The 23,109-nt window shown below is 63.9% G+C and carries 19 protein-coding genes and 2 pseudogenes; 3 read left to right on the plus strand and 18 right to left on the minus strand.

Features of this window, described 5'->3' with window-relative positions; translation table 11 throughout:
* Positions 1-10: 10 nt before the first annotated feature.
* From BLQ28_RS21690 to BLQ28_RS21745, 12 genes and pseudogenes are all read right to left on the minus strand, one after another.
* A complete protein-coding gene (locus BLQ28_RS21690; RefSeq protein WP_093243852.1) occupies positions 11-1,324 on the minus strand; it encodes a tyrosine-type recombinase/integrase in 1,314 nt (437 codons plus the stop codon).
* A 164-nt stretch (positions 1,325-1,488) separates the two neighbouring features.
* A complete protein-coding gene (locus tag BLQ28_RS21695) occupies positions 1,489-1,686 on the minus strand; it encodes a tyrosine-type recombinase/integrase (RefSeq protein ID WP_143012554.1) in 198 nt (65 codons plus the stop codon).
* Between the two features lie 518 nt (positions 1,687-2,204).
* A pseudogene (locus tag BLQ28_RS21700) lies at positions 2,205-2,940 on the minus strand (ATP-binding protein).
* 192 nt (positions 2,941-3,132) lie between these two features.
* Positions 3,133-3,537, minus strand: a pseudogene (locus tag BLQ28_RS21705) (IS21 family transposase); the annotation flags it as partial.
* Positions 3,538-3,974: 437 nt separating this feature from the next.
* On the minus strand, positions 3,975-5,108 hold the full coding sequence (locus BLQ28_RS33350; RefSeq protein ID WP_256327411.1) for a hypothetical protein: 1,134 nt from the start codon (positions 5,106-5,108) through the stop codon (positions 3,975-3,977).
* Positions 5,109-5,182: 74 nt separating this feature from the next.
* Positions 5,183-5,320: a hypothetical protein gene (locus tag BLQ28_RS33055; protein ID WP_176801189.1), complete on the minus strand. Its 138-nt coding sequence runs from the start codon at positions 5,318-5,320 to the stop codon at positions 5,183-5,185.
* A gap of 119 nt (positions 5,321-5,439) precedes the next feature.
* Positions 5,440-6,489 (minus strand): hypothetical protein, encoded by a 1,050-nt coding sequence (locus BLQ28_RS21720; RefSeq protein ID WP_143012555.1) that lies wholly within the window; start codon positions 6,487-6,489, stop codon positions 5,440-5,442.
* Between the two features lie 516 nt (positions 6,490-7,005).
* Complete coding sequence (locus tag BLQ28_RS21725) at positions 7,006-8,391, minus strand: coniferyl aldehyde dehydrogenase (RefSeq protein WP_371126702.1); 1,386 nt, start codon at positions 8,389-8,391, stop codon at positions 7,006-7,008.
* Positions 8,392-8,423: 32 nt separating this feature from the next.
* Positions 8,424-9,701, minus strand: coding sequence for a DSD1 family PLP-dependent enzyme (locus tag BLQ28_RS21730; protein WP_093243860.1), 1,278 nt, complete (start codon positions 9,699-9,701; stop codon positions 8,424-8,426).
* Positions 9,698-11,143, minus strand: coding sequence for a D-arabinono-1,4-lactone oxidase (locus BLQ28_RS21735; RefSeq protein ID WP_218121954.1), 1,446 nt, complete (start codon positions 11,141-11,143; stop codon positions 9,698-9,700). Before BLQ28_RS21735 ends, BLQ28_RS21730 begins: the two co-directional genes overlap by 4 nt.
* Positions 11,140-11,523, minus strand: a complete 384-nt coding sequence (locus BLQ28_RS21740) for a c-type cytochrome (protein ID WP_093243863.1) — start codon at positions 11,521-11,523, stop codon at positions 11,140-11,142. Before BLQ28_RS21740 ends, BLQ28_RS21735 begins: the two co-directional genes overlap by 4 nt.
* Before the next feature lie 21 nt (positions 11,524-11,544).
* Positions 11,545-12,726 (minus strand): porin, encoded by a 1,182-nt coding sequence (locus BLQ28_RS21745; protein WP_093243866.1) that lies wholly within the window; start codon positions 12,724-12,726, stop codon positions 11,545-11,547.
* A gap of 242 nt (positions 12,727-12,968) precedes the next feature.
* Between BLQ28_RS21745 and BLQ28_RS21750 the strand changes: the two genes are divergently transcribed.
* Positions 12,969-13,658, plus strand: coding sequence for a TetR/AcrR family transcriptional regulator (locus BLQ28_RS21750; RefSeq protein ID WP_093243869.1), 690 nt, complete (start codon positions 12,969-12,971; stop codon positions 13,656-13,658).
* Positions 13,659-13,668: 10 nt separating this feature from the next.
* Here the strand turns inward: BLQ28_RS21750 and nadE are convergent, their stop codons facing one another.
* The 4 genes from nadE to BLQ28_RS21770 are packed head-to-tail and all read right to left on the minus strand — an operon-like array spanning position 13,669 to position 18,291.
* The gene (nadE, locus tag BLQ28_RS21755) at positions 13,669-14,520 is read right to left on the minus strand and encodes an ammonia-dependent NAD(+) synthetase (protein WP_093243872.1); all 852 of its coding nucleotides are present in this window, start codon (positions 14,518-14,520) and stop codon (positions 13,669-13,671) included.
* Between the two features lie 38 nt (positions 14,521-14,558).
* A complete protein-coding gene (locus BLQ28_RS21760) occupies positions 14,559-15,722 on the minus strand; it encodes a phospholipase A (protein WP_093243875.1) in 1,164 nt (387 codons plus the stop codon).
* On the minus strand, positions 15,719-16,195 hold the full coding sequence (locus BLQ28_RS21765) for a hypothetical protein (protein ID WP_093243878.1): 477 nt from the start codon (positions 16,193-16,195) through the stop codon (positions 15,719-15,721). Before BLQ28_RS21765 ends, BLQ28_RS21760 begins: the two co-directional genes overlap by 4 nt.
* Positions 16,192-18,291 (minus strand): ATP-dependent helicase, encoded by a 2,100-nt coding sequence (locus tag BLQ28_RS21770; RefSeq protein WP_093243880.1) that lies wholly within the window; start codon positions 18,289-18,291, stop codon positions 16,192-16,194. The genes BLQ28_RS21765 and BLQ28_RS21770 overlap by 4 nt, the downstream gene beginning before the upstream one ends.
* 134 nt (positions 18,292-18,425) lie before the next feature.
* On the opposite strand from BLQ28_RS21770, the gene BLQ28_RS21775 reads away from it, so the two are divergent.
* Positions 18,426-19,445: an AEC family transporter gene (locus BLQ28_RS21775; RefSeq protein ID WP_093243883.1), complete on the plus strand. Its 1,020-nt coding sequence runs from the start codon at positions 18,426-18,428 to the stop codon at positions 19,443-19,445.
* Between the two features lie 12 nt (positions 19,446-19,457).
* Here BLQ28_RS21775 and BLQ28_RS21780 read toward each other — a convergent pair whose 3' ends face one another.
* The gene (locus BLQ28_RS21780; RefSeq protein WP_093243886.1) at positions 19,458-20,105 is read right to left on the minus strand and encodes a hypothetical protein; all 648 of its coding nucleotides are present in this window, start codon (positions 20,103-20,105) and stop codon (positions 19,458-19,460) included.
* 289 nt (positions 20,106-20,394) lie between these two features.
* Here BLQ28_RS21780 and BLQ28_RS21785 point away from each other — a divergent pair, with 289 nt between their 5' ends.
* The gene (locus BLQ28_RS21785; protein WP_093245485.1) at positions 20,395-20,604 is read left to right on the plus strand and encodes a hypothetical protein; all 210 of its coding nucleotides are present in this window, start codon (positions 20,395-20,397) and stop codon (positions 20,602-20,604) included.
* A 63-nt stretch (positions 20,605-20,667) separates the two neighbouring features.
* On the opposite strand, the gene BLQ28_RS21790 is transcribed toward BLQ28_RS21785, so the two are convergent.
* A complete protein-coding gene (locus tag BLQ28_RS21790; RefSeq protein WP_093245488.1) occupies positions 20,668-22,767 on the minus strand; it encodes a primosomal protein N' in 2,100 nt (699 codons plus the stop codon).
* Between the last annotated feature and the right edge of the window lie 342 nt (positions 22,768-23,109).

Below are 23,109 nucleotides of genomic sequence, written 5' to 3' on the forward strand. Positions count from 1 at the left end.
GGAGCGTTTGTCAGGCCGCTTGAGCAGCCTGCTTGGTGGCGCTGATGGGAAGCGCGATGACCTCGGCTCCGCGCCGCAGACGGTCAAGGTAATCCGCCCAGGTTTGCATCATCGAACTGCGCTCTGCTTGAAACTCGGTGCGGTTGTAGGCCCTGCCCAGGCTGTCTTTCACAGCATGCGCCAGCTGCGCTTCGATCACAGATTCAGGCATGCCAAGGCGCTCAGCCATGATGGTGCGAGCCGTGGCTCGAAACCCATGTGCGGTTACTTCGTCCTTTCCAAACCCCATTGCGCGGAACGCAGCATTGATGGCTGCGTCACTCATCGGACGATCATGATGGCGCTCGCCGCGGAAGACGTATTCCCCGCCGCTGGTCAGCGGCGCCAGGTCGCGCAGTGCCGCCACGGCCTGTGTTGCAAGCGGCACCACATGAGGTTTGCCATGCAGTTTGCCGGCTTTCTCTCGTTTCATTCGCGCTGCAGGGACGGTCCATACACCCGCGTCCAGGTCAAATTCGCCCCAACGTGCTAGGCGTAGTTCCCCTGGGCGCAGCAGCACCATTGGGAGCAGCCGCAGGGCGGCCCGTACGACATGAGTGCCCTGATAGGCGTCGCAGGCTCGAAGGAGCTCGCTAAGACGAAGTGGGTCCGTGATTGCGGGAAAGTGCCGAACCGTTGGTTTGCGAAGTGCATCCTTCAGATCTCGCGCGGGGTTGCTGACGGCCTTGCCAGTGGCTACTGCGAAACGGAAAACCTGGCCGCAGTTCTCGAGTGCTCGATGCGCGGTCTCGACGACACCACGGCTTTCAATGCGCCGCAGGACAGTGAGAAGTTGGGGCGGCGTGACCTCCTCCACTGGCGTGCGTCCGATCCAAGGGAACACGTCTACTTCAAGGCGCCGGATGATCTTGTCGCCGTAGCTCGCCGCCCAGTCGTCGCGCCTGGTATTGAACCACTCGCGTGCAACATCCTCGAAGCTGTCGAGGACCGGCAGGCCTGCGTCAGCGCGCTTCGATGCCAAGTTTGCCAGGGCGAACTGAGCCCTAGCCACCTTTCGGTTGGCGCTGGGATCGACGCCGGCCGCCACCAACTGCCGAGCGGTTGCAGCCTTGTCCCGCGCGAGCTTGAGTCCTGTATCGGGGTAAGTGCCGAGGGAAAGGGTCTTGCGCTTGCCGTGCACGCTGTAGTCGAAGCGCCAGCCGTGGGAGCCGCCTTTGACGAACAGCAAAAGATACAGCCCATCGCCGTCGGATATGCGCTTGCGCTTGTCGCCGGGCTTGATGTTTCTGAGGATGATGTCTGAAGAAATAAGGTCGCGTGGCATCTATGAGGACTCCGATCTGAAGTAACTATTGCAGTAACCAGTCGATGTCCGCTAGGTTGAACGCAGTGTTCTGGCGGCTTGCCAGCCTTCTTTCGGTAGAGCCCCAGGCCACCAAAATTCAAAATGAAATCAACGGGTTACGCGAATACGTAACCCGTTTTTCTTTATGGGTACCAACCGATTGACGGCGCCGTCGGCGGGTTGAGCTTCTTCGCTTCCTGCAAATGATCCGGCGACATGTGCGGGTAGCGCATCGTTGTCATGGTCACGTTGGCGTGACCAAGGATGCGCGGCAACGTCAAGATGTTTCTGCCGTTCATCATGAAGCGGATTGCGAACGTGTGCCGCAGGACGTGCGTCATCTGGCAATACAAGTCCCGCGCGCTCGACGCCTTCTCTGAACGCGGACACTGCGTAGGCGAAATTCGCTCCATGACGCCATGTGCTCCCTCGCGTGCACGAGAATCTCCGCCTCTAAGGGCTCGTCAATGGGCACGGCGCGGGTCTTTTCTGACTTCGTGCCGGCGTATTTGATGAGCCCGTTTTTACTTGGGTCAACCGTAGCTCTTCCGCTTCGCTCCAGCGTACACCTAACCGCGAGGCAAATCTTGCTGATGGGGCCGACGTGCGGGTTGCGAGATTCGTTGAGTGCTGCGAGCAACTTGCTGATCTGCGGCAGCGTCAGGTACGACAGTTCTGTTTGTTGAACACGGAACTACCGAAGGTTGGCCACTGGATTCTCTTGAATCCAATAGCCGAGTCTGGTGAGCTCGTTGAACATCGCGTTGAGCCGCCGATGCATGTCGTTGTTGGATTTCGCCGATCTCTGACCCCGGATTTCTATCGAATACTGACCCACTGGCCTTGTGAGGCTGGGGATTCACAATCTGGATATGTGCTTGATGTTCTCCTTCTTAGGTTGAGGCTTTTCAGAATTGTTTTTGAACCGAGAGCTGTCGTCCCTGGTCTCTGGGATGTGGCAGCGATGCATCCACCCATCTAACGGCACGGTGGTCATCTTCGCTCCACCGAAGACGCTAGCCCACTCCCCGAATCTCAATCTCAGATTGGTGGTGATCACAACACTGGTTATTTCGTAGAGCTTAGCGAGCAGATGGAATAGGAGCGTCCTTCCTAATTTACTGAAGCGCAGAGAGCCCGGTTCGTCCAGGATCACTAGGCCCATGTGCAGGAGCTTGTTGGCAATCTGGCCAGTGTTCCCACTCGACTTCTCTAATTCAAGAGCATCTACCAATTCGACTATAGAGAGGGGCCGACCCGAAAGCGGTGATGTTCGATGGCTTGCACTTCGATCATGGTTGCGAGGTGAGTCTTCTCGTTCCAGATTCACCGATGAGAGCAGCGTTGTGCGCCTGATCGAGGAACTTGCGTCCGCGCAACTGGCGCACTGTCGCTTCGTTCACCTCGCTGCGTCCAAGTCGAACCCAGCCAGATCCCGGTACGCAGGGAACTTGGCCAGTTTCATCTGATCTGATGTGCCAGTGAGCGCATCTCTCGCTCGGTGGTTTCAGACTTGAGCAGCTTTGACAGTATCGGTTGGGCCGCTTCGAAGGCAGAAACGCCCTGGTCGCCAAGTTCCGCACTGCGTATGCTATGCCATGCTTGAGACTCCTAAGAAGGCTGACGTCGGCATCGTGGTCGAATCAGGTGCCATGGCGTGTCCTTTGTGCGGCAGGGCTTCCCGCAGTGAGTCGTCGCACCGTGCGTGCACCTGCGGCTCTGTAGAGAGCTGAAGGCTTACTACGCAACTGCCTATCTCAGGAACGGCGGACTTTTTCGTTGACCGGGCGATGTGGAATGTTTAGGACGTGCATCTTTGTCGCGACGCTAGCATCCAAATCCACCTCGACAGCAGCAATGACCACGTGCTCTTCGTGATGCAGCACTAGGGTCGAGACTTCCACTATCTCTCGATTCCCCTGGGTTTCTCTAGCAGCATCGCTTGCAGCCGTTCGAACAGTGTCGCAGCTCTGCAAATGGAGCACCGTTCCTGAGAGCGCACTAGGCCTCCTCTGTAGTACGGCCAGATAGTGGCGCCAGTCGTGACCACCTACGCCGTGCCTCCGATCGATGCCTCTATCGTGCTCGCATATCACCTGACGTTCGACTGCCACCACCAGTCGGTCGGCGTACACCCGTAGGCTGACTGGCCGTGTGAATCGGCCGTAGATCGCGCTGCTGTTTCGGCGATTTGGTTGTCTCAATCGCAAGCCAAGCCGCGAGCTTCTCGGCATAGGGATTGAGCTTGCCTGAGTTGGTCCGCTTGGAGTGGCGCGGCATTTCTTCGCCCGCTCGCAGGTACTTCGCGCTGCTCTTGATAAGCTCACACTGCTCATATCGCCCCAGTCCGCAGAGCCCGTCAAGAACCTGTACTTGCCGCTGTAGGCAAAGGGCACCATGTGCAGACCCCCTCGATCTGCTTGCCCAGCTATACGGCTGGGCTGACGAAGCTGCAGAAGCAATCAGCGAGTGTTCTGAAGAACTCGACATTCGTGGCGCAGCCTGTGAGCGTGCTTCCGACGGCCTACAGCTTCCATCCTGAGGAGGCGCAATTGCCTAGCTTTGAGCCTGCACCACGCTGATGTATCCGTCCCCGCCCGATCACCGTCCTCAGGCTGGGGTTCTAGGTTCATCGGCCTCGACGAATGACCAATCCTACTGATGTAGCGACATAGCTCGCGATGAGCAATTTGATATGGATGTCTGACACGTATGGAGGGACATCGACATGGTAGTCCAGCGCATGGGCGGGCGGTCCGATGATCACGTCTTCAACGTAATGCCCTCTTTCGCGAAGACGAACCACCAAGGCTTCAATGTCTTGCCGACGATAGATGACGGTCGGGCCCTCCGTGATCGTGTCCTCATTGGAGGACATGTTCAGTTCAGTCGTGTGAACTCCAATGCCACCCACTCTCAGGGTTTTCTCCACGGCGTTGATAACAAAATTCAGCCCTGCCTCCAGCGACCCAAGATGCTCAAAACAACAAGAAGACCAATTGAAGTCGTAGTCAGTGAGGTCTGAAGCGATGTTATTCATATCGCATGGCCGGTGCGTCACGAATTTGCGAAAATTTTCGTTCGGAGTTATGCCCGGGTGGAAGAGCGTCTCCAAGCTGTCGCCATACTGCCTTGTTGAAGTCCAAATATCGTTGCCCTCTGAATCGGGCGGTGCATCGGTCGCGGTGATGTAGGCTCCCATCGACGCGAAGATGGCGGGTAAGGGTTCGACGCCAACTCCGAAAACCAAACCTCGTGCACCTGGGCGCACGATGCCAGATTCGATGAACTTGTGGAGGATGTATACCCATTCCCACTGCTTGCGATGAAAGTCCGGCTTCTGCTCAAAGAGCTTAGTCAGTTGCGCGTAGCGAGGATGGAAGAAGTCCTCGGCCTGGCAATTGGCGAACCGCAGAAATGGCGCATCGGCAGGCAGTAGCTGGTATTCGGCCTGTGGCTTAAAGACTGCACGATGATGAAATTCGACCGAGTCGCGAAGCAGGTTGAAGTTGTGGCGTGCTTCCCAGTGATCGCGATGGAGTTCTTCGTGTGACCTTCGTACATGGTCGAGCACAACTGCTTGCTGATCAATTGTTTTCCCCAGGCTCTTGACCTGTTCATGCAAGGTCACTATTTCTTGATCAACATTTCGATGCAACTCTCCGCGGAGTTCCATGACTCGTTGGTCTGCAATGCCTGCGATCCTTGGCTGAAGTCTTGCCCAGAATGGTCGTGCGATCTGTTTTCCAAGCTGCTTCAACATTCAGTTCTTCCCTTCAAGCTTTTGAGCTGATTATGCGTGGCGCAGTATCGCGAAGACGTAGTGTTGTGAGGCTGCTACTGCAGCGTTACTTTTGTTTCTTCCATGGCCAGCATCACACCCGGCGCGCTCTTGGCGATCTCGACAAGCACGCTTCCGTGCTTGAAATCGCCGATGGTTTCGGAGCTGAGCAGTGTGGAGATGAGGTTCTTCACATCTAGCGCGCTGCTCAGGCTTCAGCATGGCAAGCTACCAACGAAATAGTCGATCCATCACAATCGAGCCTTTACCTCCCAGCCTTTGGGCCGGGGGGCGCTCTGGGGATGTAGTGGATTTATTCAGGAGCCGATGAGTTGGCAGTGTTGAGCTGTTTGAGCCACCGCATGCTGGCCTTGTGACCATTTGTTCCAACTAACCAGTACCGGGTTGGCTGATAAAGCTGTTCCGTGGAGAAGATGGTGAAGACCGATGCCAGATCGTTCCGAACGAAGAACGCATTTACGCCTGTCAAGTTGCACGATACAAGGGTGTACCGGTCCTTCAGTTCATTGACCCACGCTTGTAGCGTTGCGCCATAGTAGTCATCACCGGACCACATGTGGGTGTTGTTGTAAGCCATCGTAAGTGCAGTGGGGGGCGGGAATTTCCCGTTGTACTCAACGCAGAGCAGCTTTGGTTTAATTGTTTCGAGAGACTTTCGGACCAAAAGGAGGTCATTGCCGTCCGTGTCGAAGGTGTAAAAGTCAATGTCCGTGGTGCCGGCGAAGTCACGAAATTCATGAATCAGCGCTCCCATTGAGTCGAGTGTGGCGAAGCTCTCTTTGACAAAGAGCTGGCTTGTTCTCAGTGAGCCGAGCGCTTCCTTGATGCGCGAAATATTGGTATGACTCCCATCGAGCCACGAACCCTTGAAGCCATCAAGCAGGAGCTGATGTGTGTTGTTTTCCAAGCCGTCGCCACAGCCAACCTCGATGAACGTCTTTGAAAGCGGGACGAGTGTTTCGATTCTGCGGAGGCACTCACGAATAATTCCATCCTCATCGCATTGAGAGTACGTATTCCAGCCCTTGATAACGGGGTTGTCTGGCATCGCTTGGCCAATCTTTTGCCTTAAGTCTGCTTGCATGGTTGCGATGTCTTGGTGCGTGTGCCCGGCGGTCTTGCTCGCATTCAGATGAAGATCTAGCTCCTGTACCGTGATAGAGACCTTTTGCACATCTCGCTCAAGGCGACCAGCTAACGTGTTTTCCAGGTCAGTCTGATGCTTGATCTCGTCTCGAACCTTTGACAGGTCTTCCCGCATCCCAGAAATCTGGGACGGCGCACTGATGGCAATACTGTAGAGACGAGCAAGTTGACGAAACGGCGTTCTATCTTGAAGCATGTTCTTGTTCGGTAGTGAGTGTGCAGAAGTGTATCTGCCTGTAGCGGGCTGCCGCTGTCGCAGCGTGACCTCTGCCCCAAGGGTTCTAGATGATCTCGATCAGTACGCCTACCTGTTTCTGGTGCATCTCGACCGTCCTTTCTACGTTGTCGGCTATTGGGCTCAGGCATCGCCGATATTCGTCCCGCAGTGTTGAATTCAACAGCCGGTCATCACCCTGGGGACAACTCCCGTAAGAGAATTGGGCAAAAGGGCGTGCATGCAGTAGGCCAGAAGAGCGTCAAAGCCGATGGGAAGGCTGCGTTCAGCGATAGTCGAGAAGTACTCGATATTCCCACTGACCGTCCGCAACCTCGCGTGGATGCTGGGTTGCACTTTAAATCTAAAACCCGCGTGTCGGTGGTTCGATCCCGCCCTAGGCCACCAAATCGCCAAGCCCTTGATTCTTTACAGGATCAGGGGCTTTTCTGCTTCCGAGCCCTGCAGCCAGATCCGGCCGCCCGACAACCACGCAGCTCAACGCACCAGCAACTTCATCATCCGCTCAAAAGTTTTCCCGTAAGGCGGCTTGAACAGCCCCAGCCCATTGAACGCCGACTGATGAAAGATCGGCTTCATCTTCGAGAAGGTCTCGAAGCCGTACTCCCCGTGGTACGCCCCCATGCCGCTCGCGCCGACGCCGCCGAAGGGCAGGTCGTCCTGGGCGATGTGCAGCAGGGTGTCGTTGATCGACACGCCGCCAGCCACGGTGTCGTGCATCACGCGGTCGATGGTCGTGCGGTTCTTCTCGAACAGGTACAGCGCCAGCGGGCGCGGGTGCGCGTTGACGTAGGCAATGGCTTCGTCGATGGCGCCATAGCCCATCACCGGCAGCAGCGGGCCGAAGATCTCTTCTTTCATCACGCGCATGCCGTCCTGCACACCGGTCAGCAGCACCGGCGGAAAGCGCCGCGTGGCCGCGTCGGGCGCCATGTCGGACAGCGGCGTGGCCACTGCGCCATCCTGCTGCGCCAGCGCCGCCAGTTCCTGCAGCCGCGAGAAATGGCGCGGGCTCACGATGCTCGTGTAGTCGGTGTTGCTGGCTAGGTTCGGGTACATCGCCGCGAACACGCGCCGCGCGCTGTCGATGAAGCGCTGCTGCTGGCCTTCGGGCACCAGCACGTAGTCGGGCGCGATGCAGGTCTGGCCCGCATTGAGCGTCTTGCCAACGAGGATGCGTTCCACGGCTTTCTCGAAATTGGCGTCGGGCCCGATGATCGCCGGCGACTTGCCGCCCAGCTCCAGCGTGACCGGCGTGAGGTTCTCGCTCGCGGCGCGCATCACGTGGTGGCCCACGGCGGTCGAGCCGGTGAACAGCAGGTGATCGAAGGGCAGGCTGGAGAATTCGCGCGCCGCCTCGGCGTCGCCGTTGACGACCGCGATCTCGTCGGCCGCGAAGCTTGCGCGCACCAGCGTTGCGAACAGTTCGGCAAAGCGCGGCGTGAACTCCGACTGCTTGAGCATGATGCGATTGCCCGCGGCCAGCGCCGCGGTCATCGGCCCGACGGCCAGGTTCAGCGGGTAGTTCCACGGCACCACGATGCCGACCACGCCCAGCGGCTGCGGCATGATCCGCGACGACGCGGGCTTGAACCACAAACCGGTCGAGCGGCGCCGCACGCGCATCCATTTCTTGCCGTGGCTCAACGCATGGTTGATGCCCTCGATGGCGGGGAACACTTCGGCCAGTTCGGTTTCCTGGAACGGGCGGTTGAAGAAGTCGGCGCTGATGGCGGCGGCGATCTCGCGGCGGTTGTCCTTCACCAGCGCGCGCAGGCGTCGCAGGCGGTCGGCGCGCTCGCTCCAGGGCGGCGTCTGGGCACGCAGGCTCGCGGCCCGCATGGCATCGAAGGTCTGTCGCATGTCTTGTGTCATGGGTTCTTCGCCAGGGCCTTTCAGCCCACCTGTTGATACACCGGCCAGTGATCCTGGACCTTGCCGCCGCGCAGTGTGACGAGATCGCCGAACTGCAGCAGCACGCCTTCGACGATGGCCGGCCGCAGGAACACCTGGTCGTCCACCTTCAGGCCCACCGCCGGCGAGCCGGTGACATTCTCCTGGTTCGCACTGTGCCCCAGGATGCCGTTGAACTGCAGCCCCTTCGGCGACTCGTACTCGGCCAGCCAGTAGCCGCCGTAGACATAGAAGGTCTCGCGCTGGTTCACGTCCCACCACGAGAAGATCTTCGACTTGCCGTCGAGCGCCGGGATCATCACCGGCCCCGTGGCCTTGATCACCGGCGTGGCGATGAAGGCGGCCGGCACATGCGCGGCCAGCGTGTCGATGTCGTAGTGCGTGGGCTTGAGCAAGGCGGTGCCGGTGCTGACCTCGGTGCTGAGCTTCTCGGCCTCGTGCAGCTTGTAGCTCGGGCTGCCGCCGGTATTGAGCGTGAGGCCTTCGTTCCACAGCGCCGGGTACTGCCCGCGCACGTGGTCGACGAAGCCCTGATAGATCGCCATGGCCTTGCCCAGCAGTTCCTCGGGCGACCCCAGCACCTTCGGCACGCCGAAGCCCACGTGCGCGTCATAGCCCATGAAGCCCGCGAACTCCAATTGCTGCGGGTTGGCCGCGATCAGATCGAGCATGCGGCCCAGCGTGGCGTTGTCGGCAACGCCGCCGCGGTGCAGGCCCACGTCGATCTCGATGTTGATGCGCATCTTCGTGCCCAGCCCCTTGGCGAGCGCCAGGTACTGCTGCAGCCGCTCGGGTGTGTCGAGCAGCCACTGCAACTGGCGCGATGCATCGAAGGGCCCCTTGTGCTGCTTGTAGAAAAGCTCGGCCGACTGCACGGGCAGCGGCTTGCCCATGAGGATGTCGAAATCCGGAAAGATCTGCGCGTCGATGTTCAGGAAGGGCTGGTGAAAAGACATCAGCCGCTTCGTTCCCGAACGCTTCGCGACGTAGTCGATCAGTGCATGCGAAGGCAGCGACTTCTCGACGATGCGGTAGTGCTTGCCGCCTTGCTTCAGGCTCTGCATCACGAGGTCGAGGTTGCGGTCCATGCGATCGAGGTCGATGACCATGCAGGGGCGCATCGGGCCGTTTTTCTTCAGCTCTTCGTTGAGCGCGAGAAAGTAGTCGTCGTACGGTGCGCCGTGGTCACCGGGCCGCAGCGCGAAGGCACCGACGGCGGCCACCCCCAGGGTTCCCAGCAGGATCTTTCGACGGCTCATGCATTCACTCCGAACAGTTGGCGCAGATAGGGGTTGAGCATGCGGCCTTCGGGGTCGAGCTGGGCACGCAATGCGAGAAAGTCTTTCCAGTGCGGGTAGAGCGTAGCGAGTTGCGCCGGCCCCAGGTCATGGAGCTTGCCCCAGTGCGGGCGGCCCTGGTATTTGCGGTAGATCGGGCCGATCTCCGACAGCAGGTAGTCGTAAGCCTCGCCCTGCGCGGCGTGCACGGCAATCGAGCAGCTGTCGCGTGCATGGAAGGGGCTGAGCCACGCATCGTCGGCCTGCACGAAGCGGAATTCGAGCGGAAAGAACACGTCGTTGCGCCGCTCCAGCGCCGCGATCACCTCGCGCACGCAGGCCAGGCCATCGGCTTGCGGCACATGGCATTCGGTCTCGTTGAACTTGGTGGGGCGTTGCGTCGAGAGCAGCTTCCACGAGCGGTTCTTCGCCTCTTCGGTCTGGTCGGCATCGATCAGCTTGCCGGCCACCCAACGGCGCAGTTGCGGGAACCAGCCGAGCCAGTCGCGCAGACGGCGCAGGTCGCGCAGCATCTCCTCGTCCGCCGAGGGCGACTGCACGGTGTCGGTGCCCGCATACAGGTCATTGACGATACCGGCGGCATAGCCAGTGTGGGGCAGGTAATAGAACTCGAAGTTGCGATGCCTTTCCGCCAGCGCGGGCGCCTCGTCGAGCATGGCCTGCAGCGGCCGCAGGAACACACGGCGATGCAGATTGAAGGCCGGCACCACGCGCACCGTTGCCTGCGTGACCACGCCGAGGCTGCCGAGCGACACGCGCGCGGCCGCGAGCAGCTCGGGGTTGCGCTGCCCGCTGCATTCGAGCACTTCGCCGTTCGGCGTCATGAGCCGCAGCGCGAGCACATCGGCATGCAGCGCAGGCAGCGTCTTGCCGGTGCCGTGCGTGGCCGTGGCGATGGCGCCCGCGAAAGACTGCGTGTCGATGTCGGGCAGATTGCGCAATCCGAAGCCCTGCGCGTCGAGCTGGCGCGACAGCAGCGCGAGGCGGGCCCCGGTCTGCAGCGTCACGGTCTGCGCCTGTGTGTCGACGGCGACCAACTCCGACATGCGGTCGAGCGAGACCAGCGTCGCGTCGGTGGGCACCAGCGCGGTGAACGAATGGCCGGCACCGACGCAGCGCACACCGGCCGGGCCGGCCTTGCGCAGCACCTCGGCCAGCTCGGCCTCGTTGCCCGGGGTTTCGAGGGCCTTCGGCGTGCAGTGCTGGATGCCGGACCAGTTCGTCCATACGGGTGTCGCGGCGGGCGGCGGACTGGCTGTCGATGCGGCGGACGATGCGGTGGGCGCTGCCGCATGGGCGTCAACGCCATGGCTGCCCAGTGCCGCGACCACGGCGATACCCGCACCGGCCTTCAACATGGAACGTCGGCCTTCGCGGTCTGCCGATGAAGAGGCGTCATTCATTTCGGCTCATCCTTCCCTTGGCTCATGAACACGATCAATGCGCGCATGTCGGACTCGCTGCAGTCCATGCACAGGCCCTTCGGCGGCATGGCGTTGAAGCCTTCCATGGCATGCCTGGCCAGCAGGTCCATGCCTTTGTCCAGGCGCGGCTTCCATTGCGCAACGGCACCGGTCAGTGGGGCCTTGGCGTCGATGGATGTGTGGCAGGCCGCGCAGGAGCGCTGATAGCGCGCGCGCAGATCGACGTCCGTGGGCAGCAGGGATTCCGCCCGCTGGGCATCGGCAAGCGTAGGCACCGGCGCTTGCTCTTCCTTGCAGGCCCCGAGGCCGGTGAGCATCAGGGCCACGAGCCCGTATCGAATGAGGGAGGCATACCGCATGCACGCGTTTCCTTTCAGTCTTCAGAAGCTGTGGCGAATGCCGACGGTGGTGCCGGTCTGCGTGTGCGCCACCGTCGGGCTTTGTGCGTTGAGGCCCACGAGTTGCGCGCCGATGAGCCCGCCGCGGTAGACCGAGTGATCGATCTCGGCGTAGACCATGGTCCGCTTCGACAACGCATAGCCCGCCACCAGTTGGTACTGGCTTGCCGAACCGTCGAAGTCCGACGTGTACCCGCGCTGCCGCGTGAACCACACGTTGGCGGCCAGCGTGAGCAGCGGCATCGGCTTGTAGGTGAGGCCGGCCAGGATCATCCGGCGCCGGCTGAAGCCGCCCGGGATGGCCGGGTCCATCGCCTGCGCGGGCGAGATGATGCCCAGCCCCGCGAGATCCGGGGGACTGAACGGCCCGTTGGCGAAGGAGGTGAAGTTGTTGTCGCGCCGGTTGGCGATGTAGCCGGCCTGCAGCGTGGCTGATTCACCCAGGCTGATTTGCACGCCCGCCGTGCGGATGTCGAACCTCGCGTTCGAGTTGTCGTCGATGCTGCGCATCCAGGCGCCGCTGATCTTCACCGGGCCCTTCTCGGGCACATAGGCCAGCGCCGCGCCGTACTGGCTGCCGCGTCGCGCGGAGCCCTGGCCTTCGCCGACCGCGTATTGCGCGAGCAGCACCACGTCGCCGAGTTGCGCGCCGTAGTGGACCATGTTGTTGGTCTTGCTCCCGGCCAGCAGCGTGTGCTCGGGCTTGAAGGCGTTGAAGTAGTCGGCCCAGAGGTTCGAGCCGTAGGCCAGCGATACGGCCTCCATTGCCACGTTGTATTGCCGCCCGAAAGTGAGCTGGCCCCACGTGGCCGATTGCAGGCCGACGAACGAAAGCTGGAAGTTCTGCGTGTCGTCGGGGAAGGTGCGGCCGTTGCGCAGGTCGAAATGGCTCTCTATCTGGAACAGCGCCTGGAGGCCGCCGCCGAGATCCTCGCTGCCCTTCACACCCCAGAAGCTCTCCGACATGCCGCCGCCCATGGGCATGCGCAGCCGCGAGCGGGTGATGACCGGCGCGCCGTCGCTGCCGTAGTCGGTGGCATGCGTCTCGTAACGCAGGCCCGCATCGACCATGCCGTAGAGAGTCAGGCTGCTCTGTGCCCATGCGGAGCCGGCGCACAGCAGCGGCGCCAGCGCTGCTGAAAGCAGGGCTGTTCTTCTTGTCATGTTGTTGTCTCCTTCATCTGCCCAAACCATGGGGGCTTGACCGACCGGACGCCGGTTCAAGCCAGAAGTGCATCGTGTTTCCGATGCGGGGCGGATGTTAGAACAATGATCTGAAAAACACCAACGTATTTTTTCATGTTCGATGTTCTGTATCCCTGCACGGTCGGAGGCTGTCGACCGGAGGCTGCGGATGGCACGGCTAAGATCGGCCCCCACAGAGAACATCGACCCATCCGCACACCATGGCCTCCATCAGCCTTCAGGAACGCAAGCAGCGAGAGCAGGAGCAACGTCGCAAGGACATCCTGAAGGTCGTTCGCAAGATGATCGCCAAGAGCGGCGCCCGCGAGATCACCATGCGAAAGGTGGCCGAGGAGGCGGGGTTCTCCAACACGGTGGTCTACGCGCTCTTCGGCGACAAGGCCAGCATGATCGCCAACGCGGTGGACGACGACCTGATCCGGCTGCACAAGCTCATGCAGGCGGCGGTGGCCACGGGCAAGACGGCGCTGGAGCGCATCCGGCTCGCCTGCCACGCCTACGTGGCGGACGGTCTCCGGCACTCAGACCAGTATTTCCTGGTGTTCATGGAGCGCCGGCCCGCGGCGCCCATCGAGACCTCGATGTTGAAGTTCGGCGACCCTGAGCGCGATCCCTATGCCTTTGTCTGCGGCCTGACCGCCGAGCTGACGGCCGAGGGCCACGTGGCTGCCGACGAAAAGCAGCTGGCTGTGCTGACGCAGATCCTGTGGGAGGGCATGCACGGCATGACCGCGCTGCGTGTGTCGACCGGCGACGATCCGTGGATCGAGCGGCTGGATGCCGAGACGCACCTCGACCTCCTGCTCGACATCCTGCTGCTGGGCATCGTGCAGCGCTTCCCGGGCCACAAGTCGGCGGCCGCGATCAAGCTTCTGTCGGGTGCGCGCTAGGCGCTGAACGCTAGACGGCAGGCGCCGGCGGCTCGACCGGCAACGCCCGCTTGTGCGCGCTCTTGCGATGCGTCGAAAGAATGATCGCGCGCGCCGCCGCCGACACCGGCTTGCCTTCGAGGAAGTCGTCGATCTGCTCGTAGCTCACGCCGAAGGCGTCTTCGTCGGGCTTGCCCGGCACCAGCGATTCGAGGTCGGCCGTGGGCACCTTGTAGACCAGCGCATCGGGCGCGCCGAGCAGCTGCGCCACCGCGCGCACGCGCCGCTTGTTCAGGCCGGTCAGCGGCGTGATGTCGGCCGCGCCGTCGCCGAACTTGGTGAAGAAACCCATGAGCGCCTCGGCCGCGTGGTCGGTGCCGATCACGATGCCGTCGTGCGCGCCCGCCACCGCGAACTGCGCAATCATGCGTTGGCGCGCCTTGATGTTGCCCAGCACGAAGTCTTCGTGCGCCGCATCGCGAAACTTCAGCTCGCCGGCCTTCAGCGCGGCGAGCATGCCGTCCGCCGCGGGGCGGATGTCGACGGTGATCGTGCGGTCGGGCTTCATCACCACCAGCGAGGCCTGCGCTTCCGCTTCGTCCTTCTGCACGCCATAAGGCAGGCGCATCGCGATGAAGGTGGCGTCGTAGCCCGTGGCGCGAAGCTTCTCGACGGCGCGTTGCGCCAGGCAGCCGGCGGTCAGCGAATCGACACCGCCGCTGATGCCCAGCACCAGTGTCTTCAGGCCGGTCTGCTTCAGGTAGCCGGCGAGAAAGTCGACGCGCCGCTCCAGTTCGCGCGCGGCATCGAAGACGGGCGCGACATGCAGCGCCGCGATGATCTCGCGCTGCGTGGCATCGACGGGGGACAGATCTGCACTCATGGGTTTGCCTGCGTGTGAAGAAAGAAGGAAAGAAGGAATCAGAAATCCACAAGGCTCAGGCCGATGCTCAGGACCGTGCGCTTGCGGTTGTAGTCGACCAGCGTGTCGCCGTACCCCGAGAACAGCTGCGTATGAAAGCGCAGGTTGCTCTTGGTCGGATCGCCGATCGCCTTGAGCCATTCGAGCCGCACCGAGCCGCGGCCGCTGGCGCGCAGGTTGTTGCGCACGGTAATGCCGAGCTGGTTGTCGCGGTTCAGGTTCCAGCGGCCGGTGACCTCGGCGCGGCCGATGTAGTCGGCAATGTCGGGGTTGTCGTCGCTCAGCGGGTTCTCCGAGATGCGCTTCCAGACGCGCCCGGTGATGGTGAAGCGGTCGTCCAGTTCGGCGCCGCCCATCAGGTACACGCGGTTCCAGCTGCGCGACAGCGGCAGGCTCTGGCCGTTCGACTGGTGCACGATGCCCACGCCGGCATAGCGCCAGCGCCAGCCGCCCGGCAGCTTGAAGTCGGTCGGGTAGACATACATCAGCTCGGGCTCGTGGTCGGTGGTGCGGAACGGCCGCGAGATCGCGCCGTTGAACAGCTGCCACGTCGACTGCTGCGTGTAGGCGAACCACAGCGAGTCTTTGCGCACCGGGTCGTTCTGCGTGAGCATGCCCTGCGCGAGCTTGGTACGCACCGACAGGCCGATGCGCATCTCGTTGGCCTGGTAGGCGATGGGCTCGCCGGTGTGGTCGGGCGAGGGCGAGGTCGGCGTCTGCGGCTTCTTTGTGGCCGCCGAGACCGACACGTTCAGCGGGCGGTAGCCGCGAAAGCCGAAGGTGCCGCAGTCGGTGGCGTTCTCGAGTTCCCAAAAACGCGAGAGCGTCGAGTACTGGCGGTCGCGGCAGCCTTCGGTGGTGGCGACCGAGACCACGCGCGTGGCGGGAATCGAGCTGTCCACCGGCGGCTGCGTGCTCGCGAGCACCGGCGGCGCGACGGGCACCGATGCCGAGGGCAGCGTCTGCTGCTGCGCCCAGCGGTCGAAGCAGGCCAGCCGTGCCTCGTTGTTGGCGCCCAGTGCCGTGCATTGCTGCCAGGTGAGCTGTGCATCGGCCAGCGGACTCGCCGGCTTGTCGACGGCCTGCGCGTGTGCCGCGCCGCCGCCGAGGCAGGCGACGACGGCCGCCAGCGCACCGAGGTTGAAGTGTGGTCGTGTCGTCATGGCTTTCCTTCCGGACCTCCCGTCTTGCGGAGCACGAACGGGTGCGTGCTCTCGTTCGCGGCATCGCGCCACGTCCCCCTGAATTCACGGCCGCACGAGCCGGCCTGCAGCTTGCCCGACCAGACGCCGCTGATGGCGCGGCCGTCTTTCGACTCGTCGATCGAGAGCGCGCCTTCGTCGTCGACATCGCCCGCCAGCTGCGAGACCGAAGCCTTCGGCGGGTTGCCCGCGTTGCGCGTGATGGTGCCGCGCACGCCCTCGTAGTCGGGGTGCTTGCCCAGCTGCACGGTGGCCACGGCAGGCAGGTCGTCGAAGCGTGCGTCCCAGCGGCCGTAGAGCGACTGCAGCGGCAGCTCGCGCGCGTCGGCGGGGCAGTTGGCATCGCCGCCTCCGCTCCCGCCGACGGGGCCGGTGGCGCAACCCGCAAGCACGCAGGCGATGCCGACGCACAGTGCCGCGATGGCCGCCTTCATGACGCGGCGGCAGCCGCCTTGGCGGCCGCGCTGTCCTGTGCCTTGCGCGCGAACTCGGCGCGCAGCGCCTTGAGTTTTTCGCGCGGGTCTTCCTTCGTCGTTTCCTTGTCCAGGCCCATCTCGGCGATGAAGCGGCTCGGCACGCAGGGCACCATGTCGCGGCCCTGCTTGCGCTTCTTGGTCCAGCTCACGGCCAGGCTGCGCTGCGCGCGGGTGATGCCCACGTACATCAGGCGGCGTTCTTCCTGCAGGCGCTGCAAGGTGTCGTCGCTGACCATCTTCTGGCGGCCGTTGTCGTCGTCGAGCTTGAAGGGCAAGAGGCCTTCGGTCACGCCGATCAGGATCACGTGCGGCCACTCCAGGCCCTTGGAGGCATGCAGTGTGGAAAGCGTGACCACGTCCTGGTCCTGCTCGCGCTCGCTGATGGTCGACAGCAGCGAGATGGTCTGCGCCACTTCGAGCAGGCTCTTGCGCTCGGTCTCGTTGTCGTTGGCGCCCGAGGCGTCGTCGAGCGAGCCGCCGGCGCGCTGCGACATCCAGTCGACGAACTCCATCACGTTGTTCCAGCGCGAGGCGGCCGCCGCTTCGCTGTCTTCGCCCTCGTAGAGGTGCTGCTCGTAGTCGATCTCCTTGAGCCACTCGAGCATGAACGCGCGCGAATCTTCCGCACCCATGGTGCGGCGCGCGCGGTATTCGAGGTCGTTGATGTAGCGGCCGAATTCGTAGACGCCTTCCAGCGTGCGCTTGGGGATCACGCTCGGCAGCGACGGGCTGAACAGCGCCGCGAACAGGCTCAGCTTGTACTGGCTCGCGAAGGTGCCCAGGCTGGCCAGCGTGGTGTGGCCGATGCCGCGCTTGGGCGTGGTGATAGCACGCAGGAACGCCGGGTCGTCGTCGTTGTTGACCCACAGGCGGAACCAGCCGCACAGGTCCTTGATCTCGGCGCGGTCGAAGAAGCTCTGGCCGCCCGAGACCTTGTACGGAATCTGCGCCTTGCGCAGCGCCTGCTCGAACACGCGGGCCTGGTGGTTGGCGCGGTACAGGATGGCGAAGTCGCGGAACTCCTTGTACTGCTTGCCCTGCGTGGTGGCGTCGCCCGCGCGCAGGCTGACGATGCGCGCCACCGCGCGCTCGGCTTCGTGCAGCTCGCTGTCGGCATCGACGATGCGCACCGGCTCGCCTTCGCCGAGCTCGGAAAAGAGCGTCTTCGGAAACAGCTTGGGGTTGGGGCCGATCACGTTGTTGGCGGCCCGCAGGATGGCGCTGGTGGAGCGGTAGTTCTGCTCCAGCTTAATGACCTTGAGCGTCGGGTAGTCGACCGGCAGCTTGCGCAGGTTGTCCAGCGTGGCGCCGCGCCAGCCGTAGATCGACTGGTCGTCGTCGCCCACCGCGGTGAAGCGGCCGCGCTCGCCGGCCAGGGCCTTGAGCACTTCGTACTGCGTGGCGTTGGTGTCCTGGTATTCGTCCACCAGGATGTGGCCGAGCGCGGCCTGCCACTTGGCGCGCACTTCGGGAAAGTCGTGCAGCAGCTTGAGCGGCATGCCGATCAGGTCGTCGAAGTCGACGCTCTGGTAGGCCTGCAGGCGCTCCTGGTAGTGGCCCATGACTTCGGCGGTGATGCGCTCGTTGTCGTCCACCGCAATGGCCGCTGCCTGCTCGGCGTTCAGGCCCATGTTCTTCCACTTGCTGATGGTCCACTGCCAGATGCGCGCGGTGGCGATGTCGGTGGTGCCGCCGGCGTCCTTCAGGATCTTCGTCACGTCGTCGCTGTCGAGAATGCTGAAGGCGGGCTTCAGGCCCAGCACCGCACCGTCTTCGCGCATCATGCGCACGCCTAGCGCGTGGAAGGTGCAGACCACCACCTTGCGCGCGTCCTTGCCGATGAGGTCCTTGGCGCGCTCGCGCATTTCGGCGGCGGCCTTGTTGGTGAAGGTGATGGCCGCGATGCGCTTGGGGTCGAGGCCCGACTGGATCAGCCGGCCGATCTTGTGGGTGATCACGCGCGTCTTGCCCGAGCCTGCGCCGGCAAGCACCAGGCAGGGACCGTGCATGTAGTTGACCGCTTCTTGCTGCGCGAGATTGAGACCGTGGGACATGGGGGAGAGGGAACCGGAAAACGCCGTGGGGAACGGCAGGCGCAAAAGCGGGCAATGATACGGGGGCGGGCTTCGGCCGCAGTGTCAGCGGGCATCGCAAGACGCGTTCCCGGGCCGCCAACGACAATCGCCGCGTGCTGCCTGTATTCCTTGTTACTTTCCCTTTCTTCGCGCTGATCGCGGCCGGCTATGGCGCGGCGCGCGCCCGCATCCTGCCGCTGGACGCGATTGCCGGCCTCAACACCTTCGTGCTGTATTTCGCGCTGCCGTGCATGCTGCTGCGCTTCGGCGCGGGCACGCCCATCGGGCAGCTGCTGGACGGCAGCGTGGCACTGGTTTGGGGCATCAGCGCGCTGGCGGTGGTGGCGGGCGTGGTCGTGTTCACCCGCAACGCGCGCATCGGCTGGAACGACGCCGCCTTCGGCGCGCTGGTCGCGGCCTTTCCGAACACCGGCTTCATGGGCGTGCCGCTGCTGGTGGCGATCCTGGGGGCACAGGCGGCCGGGCCGATGATCATCACGATCGCGTTCGACCTCGTCATCACCTCGTCGCTGTGCATTGCGCTGTCGCGGCTCGATGGCGCCGGCGGTGCGGGCCGGCACGGCGCGACGCAGGCGGCGCGCAAGGCGCTGCGGGGCATTCTGGTCAATCCGATGCCGTGGTCGATCCTGCTGGGCGTGCTGCTGTCGGCCATGCGCTGGCGTCTGCCGGGGCCGATCGAACGCACGGTGGCGATGCTGGCCGATGCCGCGTCGCCGGTGGCGTTGTTCACCATCGGCGCGGTGCTGGCCCGCTCGGCCCTGCTGGCGCGCGAGCACGGCGCCAGCGCGGCCGTGGCCGAGGCCATGGGCACGGCCAGCCCGGCGCCGGGCAAGGCGCCCTGGCGCGACGTGCTGCCGGTGGTGGTCGTCAAGCTGCTGGTGCACCCGCTGCTGGTCTGGGGGCTGGGGCTCGGCGCCATCGCGCTGGGCCTGCCGCTGGCGCCGGCTGCGCTGGTGGTGATCGTGCTGGTCGCCGCACTGCCGAGTGCCAGCAATGTGTCGATGCTGGCCGAGCGCTTCGGCGCGGACAACGGCCGCATCGCCCGCATCATCCTGTGGACGACGGTGGTGGCCTTCTTCAGTTTTCCGCTGGCGGTCGGCGCATTGCGCTGAACCGAAGGGCAGCTACGGCGTCAGCACGCCGAGCTTGTACGGATCGGCATCGGGCAGGCGCTCGCACTTCGAGAAGTCGCGGCCCTGCGTGCCGTCGCAGTAGTAGGTGTTGTAGATGCGCCCGAAGAGCGAAGGGCTGGCGGTGAACAGCACGCCGTGGTCGGGCTGCCAGTTGTCCTTGGCGGGCGGAGCGCTGGCCTCGACCGGCTTGGGCGCCGTGGAGGCCGAGGCCACCGTCGTGGCGGTGGCAGCGCCGGCGGGGGGCGGCGTGAAGTCGGCCAGCGTCTTGTGGGCTTCGTCGCCGCGCCAGCGCACCGCCAGTTCGGCCGCCGTGGGCCGCGTCGCCACCGGCAGCAGGATGCCGTTGACCTGCAGGCCGTAGCCGAAGCGATGGGTCTTGCCGGCCAGGAAGGCGTAGGCACAGGCGGCCATGCACTGGCCACGCACCTCGGTCTGCACGCCGCTCAGGCGGATCGCATCGGCAAAGGCGCCGGCCGCTTCGGCAGTACCGCCGAACGAGTCCTGGAAGACGACGGTGTGCACCGCGCCGCCGCCCAGCTGCTCTGTAAAGTCCTTGATCGCACTGCCGTCGAGCGCGCCGGACACCACCAGCCGGCTGCCCTGAAGCTCCAGCTCGGCCGCGGAAACGGGTGCGCCCATGGCGCAGGCGAGGCACCCGAATGACAAAACCCAACCAGAAAAAGACGACGGTTTCACGGCGACCTTTGCGATGAGCGAGCATGTTTGGAACGTGCGAGCCGGGATGAGTTCGCACCTTTACAGCTTGTGCAGCCGCATGCCGTGCCGTCAACTGTTTTTTCGGAAATTTTGGGGTAGGACGAAGGGCAGGCCAGAAGGCATAGAGGCCGCTACCACTTCAGTTGAATGCTTCAGTTTGCAGGCACGCTGCTACAGTGGTTGCCAGTCAAAGATGTGAATGGGGCGCGACATGGCAATACTGGTTCGCATCCTGGTGTGGGTGGCCTGGCTCGCTGGCGCGGGCTGGTCCTGGCATGCCGGCAAGGTCAGCACCGCCAGTGCGATCGCGATCGCCGCGCTGAGCCTCGTGGTGTTCGCGTGGCCCCACGGCATTGCGCGGCGACGACATGACGAGTTGCGCTACGTCGACATGGGCAAGGAACCGACGGGCTACCACTGACCATCGGAGCATCAGGAATGCCGCCGGGCCCACCGGGGCATGCCTTGCAGCACAACAGCCGCCTCAGATGCTGTGCGGATCGACGTCGATCAGCCAGCGGATCACGCCCTTGCCCTCGGGCGTGCGGCGCAGCGCATGCAGCAGCGGTTGCCAGCCCGCCAGCAGGCGCTGCAGTGCGGCGCGCGAGGGGCTTTCGATCAGCATCTGCGCGCGCTCCACATTGGCCACGCGCTGGATGGTCAGCGGCACCGCCGGGTAGCGCGTGACGACATCGCCACCGGGCAGCGCCTCGGCCTGGTCGGCGGCGATGTTCAGGAAGGCCTGCGCCACCGACTGTTCGCGCGCATCCGCACGCAGCAGCGCCTGGAACGCAAAGGGCGGCATGCCGGCGGCACGGCGCTCGTCGAGCTGCTGCTGCGCGAACGCGGCGTAGTCGTGCCTGCGCAGCGCCACGAACAGCGGATGCTGCGCGTGGTGCGTCTGGATCCACATCTCGGCCGTGGCGCCCTGCGCCGCGAGGTAGGCGGCGTCGCGCCCCGCACGCCCCGCCGATTGCATCAGCAGGCTGAACAGGCGCTCGGGCGCGCGGAAGTCGCTGGAGAACAGCGCCCCATCGGGGTTGACCGCGGCCACCAGCGTGATGCGCCGGAAGTCGTGGCCCTTGGCGATCATCTGCGTGCCGACCAGCACGTCGACCTCGCCCGAATGCACGGCGGCAAGCTGCGATTCGAGCGCACCCTGCTTCTTGGTGCTGTCGGCGTCGATGCGCGCGATGCGCACCGCATGGCCGTCGGGCCGCTTCACCGCGGCGAACAGCTCTGCCAGGTGTTCTTCGAGCCGCTCGGTGCCGCGGCCCACGGGCGCGATGTCGGGGTTGCCGCAGGCTGGGCAGGCGCGCGGCACGCGTTCCGTAAAGCCGCAGTGGTGGCAGCGCAGCGTGCGGTCGATCTTGTGGAACACGCGGTAGGCGCTGCAGTGCGGGCATTCGCTCTTCCAGCCGCAGTCGCCGCAGGCCAGCACCGGCGCATAGCCGCGCCGGTTCAGAAAAATCATGCTCTGCTCGCCGCGCGCGATGCGCTGGCCGATGGCGTCGAGCAGCGCGCCCGAGATCACCGTCTTCGGCGGCTGCAGGTTCATGTCGACCAGCCGCACCGCTGGCAACTCGCCCGCGCCGATGCGCGAGGGCATGGCCAGCCGCACATAGCGCCCGCCCGGGTCTTCGCCTTCGGCGGGGCGGCTCTGGTGCCAGCTTTCGAGCGAGGGTGTGGCCGAGCCGAGGATCACCTTCGCGCCCTCGCGCTGCCCGCGCCACACGGCGAGATCGCGTGCCGAATAGCGCGCGCCTTCCTGCTGCTTGTAGCTGGGGTCGTGCTCCTCGTCGACCACGATCAGCTTGAGCCCCGGAATCGACGCGAACACCGCCATGCGCGTGCCCAGCACGATGCGCGCGGCGCCGCTGTGCGCCGCCAGCCAGCTTGCAAGGCGCTGCGGGTTCGTCATGCCGCTGTGCAGCGACACCACCGCCTCGTCGCCGAAGCGCGCCTTGAAACGTGCTTCCAATTGCGGCGTGAGATTGATCTCGGGCACCATCACCAGCGCCTGCGCCTCGGGGTCGCGCGCCAGCAGGTCGGCCACGCAGCGCAGGTAGACCTCGGTCTTGCCGCTGCCGGTGCTGCCGACCAGGAGGAAGGTGCCGCTTTCGGCTTCGATGCGGGCGAGGGCGGCCGTCTGTTCCGCGCTCAGCGCGATCAGGTTGGCGGCTTCCGCCGTCTCGGCGACCGGGCCGGCCGTCGTCTTGCGCTTCAGGCGCCGGGCCAGTTGCGTGGTCGTCAGGTCGCGCAATTGCGGTGGCAGGGCGGCCAGCGCGATCTCGCCGATCGAGCGCTGGTAGTAGCGCGCGGCAAAGGCCACGAGGTCGCGCCAGGCCTCGCCCAGCGGGGGCAGCGCGTCGAGCGCCGCGCCCACGGGCTTGAGCGCCATGTCGGGCTCCGCGCCCGCCAGCGATGTGGGCTCGTTCCAGACCACGCCCAGCACCTCGCGCCGGCCCAGCGGCACCCGCACCAGCGTGCCGGGCACCAGCGGCGCGGCACTGGCGTAGCTCAGCAGGTCGCCGAGCGCGGCATGTGCCGGCGTCTGGACCGCGATGTCGAGCCGCCAGGACAGGGCCGCCGGCACAGCGCTGCCGTCGGTCGTCGTGGCGCCCGTTTCAGGGGCTGGGCTGGCTTTGGAAATGGAGGTGCCTGTTGGAAAGGTTTGTTAATGCGACTTTGAGCAACTTCACTTAAGTCGTTGATTTTTCAGTGCTTTGACGGCCATCCAGAGTTTCTGTGGATAACTTTGTTGACAACCGGGCTCGACACGCTGGCAAGCCTTGAAAATCAAGGCTATGACTGGATTGCACGGAAAAAAAGCAAAGTTCAAATCCTATATAAATCAACAACTTAGCGTCGCTATCTCTTTCGTAGCAAAGAGAGGGCCGCCTCAGATAATCTTGCGCACTGCAAC

It is taken from the genome of Variovorax sp. EL159, assembly GCF_900100965.1.
In the GTDB taxonomy this organism is placed as follows: domain Bacteria; phylum Pseudomonadota; class Gammaproteobacteria; order Burkholderiales; family Burkholderiaceae_C; genus Variovorax.

What these genes read in the sequence shown, in the direction of transcription:
- BLQ28_RS21690 (WP_093243852.1), bottom strand. Translation starts at nt 1,324, where the DNA reads ATGCCACGCGACCTTATTTCTTCAGACATCATCCTCAGAAACATCAAG.
- BLQ28_RS21695 (WP_143012554.1), bottom strand. Translation starts at nt 1,686, where the DNA reads ATGACGCACGTCCTGCGGCACACGTTCGCAATCCGCTTCATGATGAAC.
- BLQ28_RS33350 (WP_256327411.1), bottom strand. Translation starts at nt 5,108, where the DNA reads ATGTTGAAGCAGCTTGGAAAACAGATCGCACGACCATTCTGGGCAAGA.
- BLQ28_RS21720 (WP_143012555.1), bottom strand. Translation starts at nt 6,489, where the DNA reads ATGCTTCAAGATAGAACGCCGTTTCGTCAACTTGCTCGTCTCTACAGT.
- BLQ28_RS21725 (WP_371126702.1), bottom strand. Translation starts at nt 8,391, where the DNA reads ATGCGACAGACCTTCGATGCCATGCGGGCCGCGAGCCTGCGTGCCCAG.
- BLQ28_RS21730 (WP_093243860.1), bottom strand. Translation starts at nt 9,701, where the DNA reads ATGAGCCGTCGAAAGATCCTGCTGGGAACCCTGGGGGTGGCCGCCGTC.
- BLQ28_RS21735 (WP_218121954.1), bottom strand. Translation starts at nt 11,143, where the DNA reads ATGAATGACGCCTCTTCATCGGCAGACCGCGAAGGCCGACGTTCCATG.
- BLQ28_RS21740 (WP_093243863.1), bottom strand. Translation starts at nt 11,523, where the DNA reads ATGCGGTATGCCTCCCTCATTCGATACGGGCTCGTGGCCCTGATGCTC.
- BLQ28_RS21745 (WP_093243866.1), bottom strand. Translation starts at nt 12,726, where the DNA reads ATGACAAGAAGAACAGCCCTGCTTTCAGCAGCGCTGGCGCCGCTGCTG.
- BLQ28_RS21750 (WP_093243869.1), top strand. Translation starts at nt 12,969, where the DNA reads ATGGCCTCCATCAGCCTTCAGGAACGCAAGCAGCGAGAGCAGGAGCAA.
- nadE (WP_093243872.1), bottom strand. Translation starts at nt 14,520, where the DNA reads ATGAGTGCAGATCTGTCCCCCGTCGATGCCACGCAGCGCGAGATCATC.
- BLQ28_RS21760 (WP_093243875.1), bottom strand. Translation starts at nt 15,722, where the DNA reads ATGACGACACGACCACACTTCAACCTCGGTGCGCTGGCGGCCGTCGTC.
- BLQ28_RS21765 (WP_093243878.1), bottom strand. Translation starts at nt 16,195, where the DNA reads ATGAAGGCGGCCATCGCGGCACTGTGCGTCGGCATCGCCTGCGTGCTT.
- BLQ28_RS21770 (WP_093243880.1), bottom strand. Translation starts at nt 18,291, where the DNA reads ATGTCCCACGGTCTCAATCTCGCGCAGCAAGAAGCGGTCAACTACATG.
- BLQ28_RS21780 (WP_093243886.1), bottom strand. Translation starts at nt 20,105, where the DNA reads ATGGGCGCACCCGTTTCCGCGGCCGAGCTGGAGCTTCAGGGCAGCCGG.
- BLQ28_RS21785 (WP_093245485.1), top strand. Translation starts at nt 20,395, where the DNA reads ATGGCAATACTGGTTCGCATCCTGGTGTGGGTGGCCTGGCTCGCTGGC.